Origin of the sequence: Aliiglaciecola sp. 3_MG-2023, assembly GCF_030548205.1 — a bacterium.
Lineage (GTDB): Bacteria > Pseudomonadota > Gammaproteobacteria > Enterobacterales > Alteromonadaceae > Aliiglaciecola.
Map to the genome: position 1 here is coordinate 1 of NZ_JAUORV010000021.1, position 13,450 is coordinate 13,450.

Consider the following 13,450-nt stretch of genomic DNA (forward strand, 5'->3'; position numbering starts at 1 on the left):
TGGCTTTTATCGCGCCTGTAGCATGGTCTTTAGGCCATGGGGCATTTCCTCGGGGCTAAAGCCGCCGACTACAGGTTTGGCTTTAAGCCATGGGGATTTTGTGTTGCTGCGGCAGGACTAAAAAAGGGGCGTATGCCCCTTGGTATTCGATGATTGTTTCGCGGGGTTATTTGGTTTGTTGTTTGCGAGCAGCTAACAATCCAGCGATACCGAAAAACAATAAAAACAGTGCTGATGGCTCTGGAACTTGTTGTACTTCAGCAATGGCTACGTCTAGGTTATAAGCGTAATCAGTGAAAGTATCGAAGAAACCTTCGTTACCACCGACTGCAAGGGTGTATGAGCCTGCTTCCAATACCAAACCAGTTAAGCTTCCGCCTAAACCTGGTACATAGGGGCTGTTACCATCTACGTAAACTAGGAAGCTGAACAAGTCGCTAAAGTCGCCGCTATTTGAAAAAGGAATGGCGAAATCATTAGCAACAGTACCTTGATATAAGCTCAAACCCATTGTGATAAATGAAGCTGTGGTGGCAGAGAAGGTAGATTGTGCTGCAACATCAAATGTGATGAAGTCAATTCCGTCACCAAAAGTGTCTTCATTCAACCAACCGCTATCGCCAACTACTGAGTCAGAAAGTAAGCCGCTGCTTGGAAGTGAAATGATAGAAGCTGAAGCTGATGCGCTGCAAAGCAACACTAGAGCTGCAAGCATGGGAGTTAATATACGTTTCATAGTCTTTCCTAAAGTTAATCAGGCACCTGCGAAGTGTTTCGAGGTGCCATTTGTTGTTATTTTTAAATTAAAGTGCGCCGTTTTCCCACGGACCTGTTATTGCGAATGTTACGCCAGGAGATTGCACATTCACGAATAACCAACGACCATAGAAACATGCACCAGCCATTTCTTGGCTAGTAAAGCTGCGTCTGTTGCTGCCGTCAGTTGAATCGCCAACTGAATCCCAGAAGTTAGCTTCTGTGCCTGGGTAAACTGAATCAATGTGAGCTAAATCACCTTGGTCCAAAGACACGTTATTTTCTGCGAACGGGAAGGTTTCACCAGCCATAGTCAAACCAATAAGACGTTTAGGGTTAGAGCTTCCGTCTTCACACATCAAAATGTTTCCACGAGGGCTGATAGCGATGTTATCTGGCGCGTTCACTTCGTTAACAGCGTCTGTAGATTCAAATATAATGGTTAGGGTTTCTTTGCGTGGGTCGTAGCAGAAGATTTGACCTAAGTTTGCTGCGCCACCTGAAGTAGATACGAAGTAGATTTTGCCATCGTCGTACCAGCAACCTTCGCCACGCTCTACAATTGCAGCGTCTGAAGCTTGGTTGTAACATCTATCAGTTGTTGCATCTGGATCAGCAATTTCTTGCCAAGTAACATCCCAAACTGTTCCTACTGTAAGGCCACCACGTAAATCAACGCGAGACTCACCGTTTAGTACCATTCCGTACAAGCTACCGCCCGACTTCAAGTCACCCCATTCGCCGTCTGGAACAAATCTGTAGAATGCAGATGAACCTGCATCTTCAGTTTCATATACATAGCCTGTTGCTGGATCTACAGCGGCAGCTTCATGTGAGAAGCGACCCATTTCACGAATAGGTTGGCCGTCAGAAATTCCAAATCCAGGTACTTCAAATACGTAACCGTGGTTTTCGCCTTGTGGACCAGCATTCCAGTTGTGGAAGGTTTCTTCACAAGATAACCACGTTCCCCAAGGTGTGCTTCCGCCAGCACAGTTTCTGATCGTGCCGCCTAAGCTGTTGTATGAAGATAAAAATTCACCTTTAACTACATCAAACATCAGGTTAGTAGTGCCGCCGTTTTGCGCAGCGTTATATACGCCACGGCCACCGCGAGGTGATGCTGGAGCGCCTTCGCCTTCTGAACATTCGTGGTTGCGAACAAGACAGATGATGTTGCCTTTAACAGCAGCAATACCCATGCCGTCATGATCAGTAGGAGTCGGCAAAAGGTCTGATTGTGTTTGGCCTGTCCAACCGTATGAGGTGTATTCAAAACCTTCTGGTAAAGAAAGTAGATTTAAACCTGTTGCTTTATCTGCTGTAGGTACTAGCGGGCCATATGAATTGCTAAATGGCAATGACGCTGCTTGGGCTTTGCTAGATACCGCTGCGAAAGCAGTACTGGCTGCTGCAATAGAACCACCTTTTAATACTTGGCGACGGCTAAATGCAGGTTCAATTTTATCATCGTTTTGTGGAATTAAATCTAAATCTTGTTCTGACATGAGTTTCAGGTCCTTTAATTATTAGTGGTTTGGCTTAGATTGATATCTACACTGGAAATCAACTAGCTGACTATTAATTTACGGACCTTAGATGACAGTTTCGCATCGATTTTTTTACGTTTTTCTAAACTTTTAATTACATAAATATGTCTTTTTTATGAACGACTTAGGTGGATTGATCCATCTGTTTGCGAAGTGCCTGTTGCTGCTCAGATTGAGTCCAAATTATCAATATAATCGACAACTCATACAAGGCTAAAATAGGCACGCCTAAGGCAATTTGCGATATCAAATCTGGCGGGGTAATAAGTGCGGCAATGAAAAATACCGCCACCACGGCATGCTTGCGGTAATCCTTCAAGGTTTGTGCGTCTATTACTCCTGCTTTAGCTAATACCAGAAGTAAAACAGGTAGTTCGAAACATAGGCCAAAGGCGAGGATTAAACGAATAACCAGCGCTAGGTATTCACTCATTTTGGCTTCTAATTCTACGTTTATGGTGGCGTTTTGACCACTTGATTCAAAGCTAATGAAAAACTCCCAAGCCAAGGGCATTACAACATAAAAGGCCAGTGCTGCACCCATCACAAACAGGATAGGGGTAGCAATAAAAAGGGGAGATAAGGCTTTTTGTTCGTTTTTGTACATGCCGGGCGCAATGAACTTCCAAATCTGGATTAATGTGATAGGCAAAGTACAAAAGGTGGCGCTAAAAAAGGCAAGTTTTATATAAGTGAAAAAGGCTTCGTGCAACCCGGTGTAGATCATTCGTCTGCCGCTATCCGGGCCAAAAATTTGGTATAAAGGTTGTTGTAGAAAGCTGTAAATTTGCTCGGCAAAAAAGTAAGACACGCCAAACATCAGGGCAAAAAAAGCAAAACAAAAAAGTAGACGTCTGCGTAATTCTATTAAATGAGTAAGCAGGGGCGCTTTGCTGTGCACGTCATCATTTGGGGTGGTGGCTTTTTCTTGAGTTTGGCTCATTGGGATAGCTTCTGGTTAGTGTTGCCGGCGGATTGCTCTTCTTGTTCTTCTTGCGCTTTTTGTTGTTGCTCAACTTCGGCTTTTTTATTGGCTATTTGCTGAGCCCGATTAGTATGGTACTCGGCGTTTTGCGAACCTGGAATGAAGTCGTCGGGCAAATTACGTATGTCTTCAGGTAGAAGTTGCTTCCAGTTTGTTGACTCTGTGGTTGTGCCTTCAACAATGCGTATTTCATTTTCAAGCTGTTTAAAGCCGCCTTTTACGTCATTGATGGTACGCTTAGCTTTGGTCACAAATTGATTAATCATTTTGAACATTTTGGGCAGATCCTTAGGACCTATAACCAACAATGCTAATGCGCCAACAAAACCAAGTTCAATCCAACTGAGGTCAAACATAATATGCTCCAGTAGCGGTATTTATTGGCTTTCGAGCTTTTCTTTGGATTTAGGTTCGTTTGTTCCTTGGGTCGTTTCTTCTTCTTCGTTTTCACTAATTCCTTGTTTGAAGCTCTTGATACCTTGAGCCAAGTCTCCCATTAATGCAGGGATACGACCTCTGCCAAACAATAAAATGAATAACAACGCCACTAGAACTACTTGCCAAATACTTAAACTCATTGTTGTGCTCTCCAATTAAAGTGCAACAAGGATGCTATGCAAATATGACTAAGCTATTACGAAATTGTGAACTTAAGATGTAGCTTGATCTTTAGGCCATGTTTTGGAGGGGGTATCCAACCTTGTAGCATGGCCTTTAGGCCATGAGAGACCATGGGGGGCCATGGGGTATTTCTCTCGGGGCTAAAGCCACCGACTACAGGGTGTCTTTAGGTCATGGGTTTTTGAGGGGGTATCCATCCCTGTAGCATGGCCTTTAGGCCATGGGAGGTCATGAGAGGCCGTGGGGCATTTTTCTAGGGGCTAAAGCCACCGACTACAGGGTGTCTTTAGGCCCTGGTTTTTTGAGGGGGTATCCATCCCTGTAGCATGGCCTTTAGGCCATGAGAGGCCATGGGGCATTTTTCTCGGGGCTAAAGCCACCGACTACAGGGTATCTTTAGGCCCTGGTTTTTTGAGGGATATCCATCCCTGTAGCATGGCCTTTAGGCCATGGGGGCCATGGGGTATTTCTCTCGGGGCTAAAGCCACCGACTACAGGGTGTCTTTAGGTCATGGGTTTTTGAGGGGGTATCCATCCCTGTAGCATGGTCTTTAGGCCATGGGGGCCATGGGGCATTTCTCTCGGGGCTAAAGCCACCGACTACAGGGTGTCTTTAGCCCCTGGTTTTTTGAGGGGTGTCTTTATGCCATGGCTTTTTGAGGGGGTATCCATCCTTGTAGCATGGTCTTTAGGCAATGGGGGCCATGAGAGGCCATGGGGCATTTCTCTCGGGGCTAAAGCCACCGACTACAGGGTGCCTTCAGGCCCTGGATTTTTGAGGGAGTATCCATCCCTGTAGCATGGTCTTTAGGCCATGAGAGGTCACGAGGGGCCATGGGGCATTTCCTCGGGGCTAAAGCCGCCGACTACAGGGTGTTTTGTTGGGGGCTTGGTTCGGGTGTTGAGAGCTTCCCTTTGAGCCATCTAAATGGCAATTTAATATCATCTAGAATCAGGTACATACATGGAATCAGAATCAAGGTCACTATGGTGGCGTACAAAACCGCAAAACCGAGGGCGATGGCCATGGGCACTACCATGCGTGCTTGCATACTGGTTTCAAACATAATTGGCAGTACACCGACGAACGTGGTGATCGAGGTTAATGTGATGGCTCTGAAACGAGCGCAACCAGCATCTAGCACTGCTTGTTTAATATGAACACCGTTCTTGCGCATGGTATTGATAAAATCTGTCATCAACAGGGAGTCGTTAATTACCACCCCAGCAGCGGCAATGAGTCCAAAGGTCGACATGGTGCTTAGGTCAGTACCAAAAACGAAATGCCCCCAAATTGCGCCGGTAAAACTAAATGGGATAACCATCAAAATCATGAAGGGTTGCATGTAGCTTTTCAGCGGCACTGCCAAAAGAATGTACATCATAATTAACCCTGCAATGAAGAACAAAACTTGTTCATCTTGCTGTGCTTGGCTTTCTTCAATTGCCCCACCGAGTTCGGTTTTCACTGACGGGAAGACTTTTTGCAATTCAGGCAGAAGATCGCTGGCAATTTTTTCCACCACTGCGTTGGGTTCTACCGCTTCTTCGTCTATGTTGCCGTACACATAAACACTGCGGTATCCCCCTTCTCGACGGATATAGCTAATACCAGGAGCCTCTTCTAAGTTCACTACGTCACCCAGCATCACTTCTTTACCCGAAGGTGTGGTTATAACCGCATATTTGAGTTCAGAAAAACGTTCTCTCGTGAGCCTGGGATAGCGCACCATGACTCTAACTTCTTCACCATCACGAATCACCCGTTGGGCTTCACCGCCATAAAAGCTAGTACCGACTTGGTTGGCGACTGACGCAAGATCCAGCCCCAAATCATAAGCAACGGGTAACAAGGTCATTTGGATTTCCTTGCTGGCGGGATCGATAGTGGAACTAATATCGAATAAACCTTCTTCTTGTTGCAACAACTCAATGAACTTGAGGCCCGCTGCGTTGAGGGTTTCAATGTCTGAGCCAAATAATAAGTAGCCGAAATCGCCATCACCATTGCCATCAGCAAAGGGGTCATCTCTAATGGTAAATGATTTCATACCGGGAATTTCGGGGATTTCTGCTCGCCACCTTCTGGTGAGCTCAAAGGTATCAAAGTGACGCTCTTCTTCGGGTACCAGAGCAATCAAAATTCGCCCATCTGTGCGCCCCTGATTATACGAAAGAGTGTCGGTGATTAAGCCTGAACCATATTCATTTTTAATGTCATTTTCCACTTTCTCGATAACTTTTTCGATAATGTGTAAGGCTTCTATGGTCGCCGTATCAGATACGGTTTCATTCATTTCAATGCGAATTGAAGGAAAGTCGTGAGGCACCGGCGGGGTCGGCACCATACGTACAAAATTGCCGGATATTAAGCCAACACTGATCAGTAAAAAGGCCACAAAAGTCGCAAATACCGCCCAACGAAAGCGAGTACAGACTTCGATAAAATTGCGATAAGGTCCGTTAACAAAACCAAAAAAACGGGTATTGAATCTATCTCGCCAACTGCCAGTTTTGATAGGTTTAAAATTAGTATGTGCCAAGTGAGCGGGTAAGATTAACTTAGATTCAACTAAGCTGTAGGCCAAACAGAATATGGCCACACCGGCGATATTCCACATTAATGTACCTTGAAAACCGCTGCCCTGGGTAAAGGGTAAAAACACCGCTACGGTGGTTAAAACACCAAAGGTCGCAGGAGTGGCGACGCGTTTAGCCCCTCGAACCACACTTTCCACACCGCCACCGTGCTTTTCAATTTCCGTATAGGCACTTTCACCTATGACAATGGCATCATCCACCACAATACCTAGCACCATAATAAAGGCAAATAGAGACAGCACATTAATGGTGAGACCAAACATACTCATGGTCAAAATCGCGCCTAAGAAACACACGGGGAGACCAATCATAACCCACAAAGCGAGTCTAAATCGCAGGAACAAGGTCAACATAAAAGCGACCAGTATGGAACCTTGAAACAGGTTACTTAGCATCATATTGAGACGCTCTGTAACGTAGGTGGTCATGTCGACTAAAATTTTAAGTTCTAAACCGTCGGAAAGGGTTTCATTGCGTTGTTTGACGTACGCTTTTACCGAATCTGCCACGGCAATCATATTTTGCTCTTTAGTGGCCTTAACCGACATATAAATGGCATTTTGACCAGAAAAACTAAAATAACGCTCACCTTCGGTGAAACCGTCTTGAATAATAGCCACGTCTTCTAGTAATACCTTGGCGCCATTTGTCCCTATTTTGATTGGAATGCGGCGAAATTCGTCACCTTTGTAAAATTGGTTCTCCACTCGTACCGAAATAATACCTGTGTCGGTGCGAAGCTGACCGGCTGAATAATTTGCCGAAAAGCGCTGAATTGCGAGGCGAACTTCCTCAAGGGTTAGGTTGTATTTGCGTAACTCGTTAGGTTTTATTTCGACGGCAATTTCGTCTTCCGGCGCTTTTAGCTCGACTAAAGACACATTATTTAACTGTAATAGCTCGGTCTCGATCTCTTTGGCGAGTGGCTTTAATTCTCCCGTCGTTGTATTGCCAACTATGGCCATTTCAATAACGTCTTGATTAAATTCTTCTAGGTTAACTGTGACCGGTTCCATGCCTGCCGGAAAGGTAGCGATACCGTCGACTCGCACCTTAACTTTGTCTAATACTTCAGACAATTCCTCATCAGGATCAATTTCTAAACTCACCGTACCACTGTTTCTAAAGGCCCTTGAAATACTGCGATTAATCTCGGTAACGTCTTTTAAGGCTTCATCTATCTTAATCAGAATACCTTCTTCAATTTCTTGCGGAGAAGCGCCAGGGTAATTGGCTTGGATGGTAATGAAATTGATTTCTAAACTAGGAAACATTTGTCTGGGCAAGGAAAAATAGCTTGCCGCTCCTAGCACCGCAATAAATACCATGAGCAAGTTAGCTGCGACCGAATTATTAGCAAAGTAGGCGATTAGACCCGTTTGTTTGGCTTCTTTAGTCATGATTCTCGACCTACTGTTTAGGTTGCTGGGCGACTAAATCGTCATCGTTCGCTGCGCTAGACAAGCGCACTTCCATATTCTTTTGCGGGTACTCAGGCACTGTTGTGACCACGCGATCTTGTTCGTTCAAGCCACGTTTAATAATAAAGTGTGCACCTTCTTCACGAATAATATCGACGGGTTTAGGTTGCAACTTGTTGTTGTCATCCACCACCCAAACGTTTTTGTTAGTTACTAAATCTTGTGGCAATCGATAAACATTCTCCAGTACCTGACCGGAGATATTTACTTCAACATAGCTGCCAAATTTTAATGGGGGGACGTGGCTTTTTAATCCATAGGGATCGTCAATTTGCACAACGATATGGCTCATTCGAGTAGATTGATCGATAACGCCAGTATCACGGACCACTTTGCCAGCTCGAGTAAAGGTGTTAACGCCTTTGCTGATCACGACAGCCTCTTGGTTTTCGAGGTTAGTAGGCAAAAACGCACTGTCAAAGCCGGCTATTGGGAACAGCACCTCGGCAGACTCAATATTATTTAAGGTACCCACTTTAGCACCGCTACTCACGTACTCACCCAAACCAATGGTGCGCTCAATTACTAAGGCGTCGTAGGGGGAAGTGACTTGGCAATTATCTAAATCACGTTGCGCGATTTTCATTCTTGCCTCGGCCGATTTAACGGCCGCTTGGGCACTCATTATTTGTGGTTTTCGAAGATACAAGTCACTGACCTTAGTGGCAGAGAGGTTTTTGGCCTCTTGCTTGGCGACTTCGCCCTGGGCTTGTTCTTCAATTAACGCGCTTTGTGCTTGCATATATTCCGCTTCCGCTTGCAACAATGCCGCTTCGTATGCGTCTGTTTCAATACTAAATAACACTTCACCCCGTTTGACTAGGCCACCGGCGACGAATTTAGGATTCCAACTGATGATTTCTCCCGAGACTTGGGCCGACAAATTAGTGCTTTCCAGGGGGGTGACTTCACCAAAACTGTGGATCAGTACTTGATAATTAATGGGGTTAGCAGCAAGTATGTCAACCAGGGGGCGGGTATCAACCTTTTCTTGACTGGTTTCGTCTTTACCCGATGCGCTAATTACCATCATAGCGCCTATTCCTAAGCCAACTATTACAACGAATAGAAGCGCTTTAATCCATGTATTGTTCATACTAACTCACATTCTTGTTATTATACTTTATGGGTAACTATTTGTTTTGTATGTCTATTTTGACATTTAAATACAAAGAGTACTACTTCACATCTAAGGTCTTCCCCACAACGCATGTAACCGTTTTGAAGAATGCCTGATTTATTTTTAATCTTACAAAGGTAGGCAATCTTACCTTGTCTGAGTGCAATAAAGAAGATTTTAGGTAAGTCCAATTGTTAAAATATGTGTATTAGTTGTTTTCTGTTTTGATGGAACATGGCAGTTTTAAATATATGCTGGCACCTAATAATGTAAAAAACTTACTCAGAGAATTTGTAAAAGTAGGGTAGAATTTATAGCTAATTAAAAATGGGAGTCGAAAGGTTGAAACAGTTTCTTTTAATGTTAAGTATGTTGCTGTTCTGCGGGTTAGGTGTTTTAAGCCAAAGCATTGCTGCCGAAAATAAAGCTGCAAAGGCCAGCAGTACTGTCACTTCGAGTAACAGCACTGGCAGGTTTACCACTGGACCAGTGATCCGCGATTTTGGTAAGCACGCAAAAGTTCAAGTAGACCAAGCCTTTGATCCAAATACTGAATTTAAAGTGGCCTTTGATGTAAGTAAAGTCAGTGGCGAGCAAAAACTCAACCGACATTTTGTCAGTTTGGCGCGGTTTCTAAATATGCTAGTGGCCAATGGCGCTAAACAAGAGAATATCCATTTAGCCTTAGTGGTTCATGGTAGTGCAGGTAATGATCTGCTTAACCCTGTTGCTTATAAAAAACGTTTTGCTGGCAAGAACCCTAACCACCCATTGATTGCAGACTTATTAGAAAACAATGTTGAGGTGTATCTTTGTGGTCAGTCTGCCGCTTTCCATGAGGTTAGCAATTCAGATCTGATTGAGGGTGTCCAAATGTCGCTGTCAGCCATGACGGCCCACGCGTTATTGGATCAACGAGGTTATTCCCTCAATCCATTTTAGCGCAGGGTGCTTGTTTTAAGTGTTTGGCAGAGTTTTGTTCGATGAATTGTTCGAATATCAAAGAAAATATGTTTTTGGATGTCTGTGAGTAGTAAAAGTTTTAGGTTAAGTCTCAATTCAGCTTATTGGGCTATCTGTATTGCGGTTTGTTTCATCGTTACAAATTTTGTGTCTGGGGTGTTAGTAAGTCCTAACTCCCTTACCCATGAAGTGCAGATTAGAGATGTAGGTGCATCCCTTGCCTTACCCATAATAGGTGCGTTTAGCTATATCATTTTACCCTTCGTTATTGGCTTAGGCCATAAAGAGATTTTAGAGAATGGGAAAAATTGTGGTTTGTCCTTTAGTCAGTCAAGCAGCCTTGCCAATAAGGTTAAAAATATTCCTTGTAGCGTCTTAGTCGTCAGTGTCCTGACTGGTTTTATCATCATGTTTAGCTATTTGTATAGCGAACAACTCTTCTATGTAGACAGTTTGAGCTTCGAAGACAACCTCAGGCGATTTCCTTTGGTGTTACAAGCTTGGTGGATGTGGACAGGCGTTATTCTCGCCATAGCAGTGATACTGCGGAACACGAAAACCATTGATAAGTTTATTGTTGAATATTTAACGGTGGAGTTGTTTCGCAGCCAGCATAAATATCCGTTTGCCAATACTGTGTTTTGGAACGCGCTATTCTTTTCAATTGGGATTTCTTTAGTTCCGTTACTGTGGATCGGCGGTGAACCGCAATTTAAAGATTTTTTACTGGCGATGACTGTCTTGTTAATCCTGATTAACTTAACGTTTTATCCACTTATACGCATTAAGCAAATCAAAACCAATACCTTCGAAACCCTCAAAGCGGCCAATCAGTATGAATGGCATGTGTCACAGATGACCCCGCAAGTTAGTTTCGAAAAGCTAACCCCCCATGAGCGTGATTTGATTTTAAGTGATGCCCAGAGCCTGAATCAAACCCCGCCGAAAAGGTGGGCTAACTTTTTTCATTTAAGCATCCGAGTATCAATATTAATCGCCATCCCATTTTTCACTTGGCAAGTGTTTAAGCTGGTCAATATGTCGCTATTTTTAGTGCAACTTTAAATGCTAACAGGCTACCAGAAAGCTCTTCGCCAAAATAACTACTCCGGCCTTGCAAAATTCACTTAACATTCGATTAACAGTGCTGGAGAAGTCGAGATTTCTCCGTTACTCTAGGCCAATTGTTTAAACTTACAAAAGCATACGAGCGTTATTACCTCGAGGAGAATCAATGCGAAAAGTAGCCATATTGTCAACCAATGATCTGGAAGATTTTTTCGTTTATGACCACTTATTCTACGAGCCTTTAGAGGAAATGGGCTGGGAAGCTATTGAAGTTTCATGGCGCAGCAAAGATATCGACTGGAATGACTTCGAGGTTGTAATAATTCGCAGTACTTGGGATTATCAAACCAATGCTGATGACTTTTTAGAAGTGCTACAAAATATTGCCCAAAGTTCGGCCAAATTAGAAAATAGTCTTGAGTTGGTGCAATGGAATATTCGCAAAGATTATTTAAAGTCATTAGAGGTTAAAGGGGTGGGTATAGTGCCTACCATTTGGTGCGACACCTTAGATTTAGAGCTAATGAAAAGTGCATTCGGCCCACTGAATTGTCAGGAAATCGTGGTTAAACCCCTCGTCAGCGCAAATGCAGATCATACTTATCGCTTATCTTTAGAGTCTGTTATTGAAGAACAAGAGGGCCTGACAGAGGTATTTTCGTCTCGTCCCCATATGATCCAACCATTTCTAAAAAGTGTGATCAATGAAGGTGAATATTCATTATTTTATTTTAACGGTGAGTACAGCCATTGCATTGTGAAAGTGCCAAAACAAAATGATTTTCGCGTGCAAGAAGAGCATGGTGGGCAATTAAGAAGTGTGGAAGCCGATGAGCGATTATTATCCAGTGCTCAACAGGTATTAGCGGCGCTACCTGAAATACCTCTGTATGCACGTATTGACTTAGTTAAATATGAAAACGCGTATGTCACCATGGAAGTGGAGCTTATTGAACCTTCCTTGTATTTCAATATGGATGTAGATTCCGCCCTACGTTTTGCCAACGCTTTTGTGGAAAAGTATGGGCGCGGCAATTAAACGTGAGTCATGAAAAAATTAAAGCATTTTGCTGTAGTGCCCGTTTTGCTTGACTAAACGGGTAGTGATTGCGGTGTTGAAACGCAACACACCGGGCAATTTGCTCAAATCAACTCGTAATAGTTCATCAAAATCCGTTATATCTTTGGCCAATATCAATCACCACATTCACCAAAGCACGAATATTCAGGCCCATGGCCTGAGGTGACAGAATCGCTGAAAACCCGCTGATGACCTGTTTTTCTTGCAATGCTTTAACTCGATTCCAGCACGGTGTTTTACTCAAACCTATTGACTCACCTAAGGTTGCGAAGGACAGACGACCGTCTTCTTCGAGTTTAGAAACGATCTGTTTATCTTTTTTATCTAGCATTTATTTTGCTTTCGTTCTTTATATTTAGATATAAGAAGAACTTTGTTCTAAAAAAGATAAAATTTCAAGTGTTTGAAGAACAATGTTCAATTCACTATCTATTACCATAAAATCCAAGATAACCTTTTGGAACACCCCATGTACCGACAAAAATATAGCCGCCTGTTAGAAAACCCTGAAATCCTTGATTACGGCGCATATTTGCAATGCGATAGTTTATTGCAATGCCAAAAACCCCTAAATAAATTATGCAATTCAGACGAGTTACAGTTTCAGATTGTGCATCAAGTGGAAGAGTTGTGGATGAAGTTGATGATCTTCACACTTATCGATGTTTTGGAGTACATGCAGGCAGAACAAAGTCATCGGGTGGTTTCATTAATGAAGCGGGTGCACATGCTGCAAAAAATGATGATTGAACAAATGGACTTGTTGGAGACAATGTCGCCCAAAGAATACCAACAGATCCGCTTGCAGCTAGGTAATGGTAGCGGCCAAGAATCTCCGGGCTTCCGAACCCTAGTAAAAATACCTGCGGATATGTGGAGCGTATTTAAACAATATTATGTAGAAAATCGTAAAACGACCATAGAGGCCATTTATGACAGCCAATACCAACATGACGATAGCTATGTGATTGCCGAGTGTTTAGTGGAGTTTGATGAGTTGTTACAGAAGTTTCGCTGGCAACATTTATTCTTAATTCAACGTACCATTGGTATGGAGTCTCATTCATTAAAAGGTCGTCCTGTTGACTTGCTTAAATCTGGCGCAAGAAACCAGTTTTTTCCGGAATTGTGGCAGATCCGTAACCAGATGACGGATGCCTGGGGGCAATCTTACGGTAAAGTTCGCGACTCAATCGTCAAAAAGCAAGCCAGCAGGAGTTAATT

Annotated in this window: 12 protein-coding genes; 4 read left to right on the forward strand and 8 right to left on the reverse strand. The window is 43.5% G+C overall.

Annotated features, from left to right (window positions below):
* Positions 1–166: 166 nt before the first annotated feature.
* The 7 genes from Q4574_RS19280 to Q4574_RS19310 all read right to left on the reverse strand — a co-directional run bounded on the left by Q4574_RS19280 (position 167) and on the right by Q4574_RS19310 (position 9,090).
* Complete coding sequence (locus Q4574_RS19280) at positions 167–736, reverse strand: PEP-CTERM sorting domain-containing protein (protein WP_303476743.1); 570 nt, start codon at positions 734–736, stop codon at positions 167–169.
* A 67-nt stretch (positions 737–803) separates the two neighbouring features.
* Entirely contained in the window at positions 804–2,264 is a 1,461-nt protein-coding gene (locus tag Q4574_RS19285; protein WP_303476745.1) for an alkaline phosphatase PhoX, read from the reverse strand.
* Positions 2,265–2,430: 166 nt separating this feature from the next.
* Positions 2,431–3,249, reverse strand: a complete 819-nt coding sequence (gene tatC, locus Q4574_RS19290) for a twin-arginine translocase subunit TatC (protein WP_303476748.1) — start codon at positions 3,247–3,249, stop codon at positions 2,431–2,433.
* Positions 3,246–3,647, reverse strand: a complete 402-nt coding sequence (locus Q4574_RS19295) for a preprotein translocase subunit TatB (protein ID WP_303476750.1) — start codon at positions 3,645–3,647, stop codon at positions 3,246–3,248. The genes tatC and Q4574_RS19295 overlap by 4 nt, the downstream gene beginning before the upstream one ends.
* A gap of 21 nt (positions 3,648–3,668) precedes the next feature.
* Complete coding sequence (tatA, locus tag Q4574_RS19300) at positions 3,669–3,869, reverse strand: twin-arginine translocase TatA/TatE family subunit (RefSeq protein ID WP_303476753.1); 201 nt, start codon at positions 3,867–3,869, stop codon at positions 3,669–3,671.
* A 909-nt stretch (positions 3,870–4,778) separates the two neighbouring features.
* Entirely contained in the window at positions 4,779–7,913 is a 3,135-nt protein-coding gene (locus Q4574_RS19305) for an efflux RND transporter permease subunit (RefSeq protein ID WP_303476756.1), read from the reverse strand.
* Between the two features lie 10 nt (positions 7,914–7,923).
* Positions 7,924–9,090, reverse strand: a complete 1,167-nt coding sequence (locus Q4574_RS19310) for an efflux RND transporter periplasmic adaptor subunit (RefSeq protein ID WP_303476759.1) — start codon at positions 9,088–9,090, stop codon at positions 7,924–7,926.
* Positions 9,091–9,456: 366 nt separating this feature from the next.
* On the opposite strand from Q4574_RS19310, the gene Q4574_RS19315 reads away from it, so the two are divergent.
* The 3 genes from Q4574_RS19315 (at position 9,457) to Q4574_RS19325 (ending at position 12,184) form a co-directional block, all read left to right on the forward strand.
* A complete protein-coding gene (locus tag Q4574_RS19315; RefSeq protein WP_303476762.1) occupies positions 9,457–10,056 on the forward strand; it encodes a DsrE family protein in 600 nt (199 codons plus the stop codon).
* Between the two features lie 84 nt (positions 10,057–10,140).
* Entirely contained in the window at positions 10,141–11,142 is a 1,002-nt protein-coding gene (locus Q4574_RS19320) for a hypothetical protein (protein WP_303476764.1), read from the forward strand.
* A gap of 169 nt (positions 11,143–11,311) precedes the next feature.
* Positions 11,312–12,184 carry a RimK family alpha-L-glutamate ligase gene (locus Q4574_RS19325; protein WP_303476767.1) on the forward strand — a complete coding sequence of 291 codons (873 nt, stop codon included), beginning with the start codon at positions 11,312–11,314 and terminating at the stop codon, positions 12,182–12,184.
* Positions 12,185–12,311: 127 nt separating this feature from the next.
* Here the strand turns inward: Q4574_RS19325 and Q4574_RS19330 are convergent, their stop codons facing one another.
* Positions 12,312–12,557, reverse strand: a complete 246-nt coding sequence (locus tag Q4574_RS19330; protein ID WP_303476769.1) for an Lrp/AsnC family transcriptional regulator — start codon at positions 12,555–12,557, stop codon at positions 12,312–12,314.
* Positions 12,558–12,695: 138 nt separating this feature from the next.
* Here Q4574_RS19330 and Q4574_RS19335 point away from each other — a divergent pair, with 138 nt between their 5' ends.
* Positions 12,696–13,448, forward strand: coding sequence for a tryptophan 2,3-dioxygenase family protein (locus Q4574_RS19335; protein WP_303476770.1), 753 nt, complete (start codon positions 12,696–12,698; stop codon positions 13,446–13,448).
* Positions 13,449–13,450 lie beyond the last annotated feature (2 nt).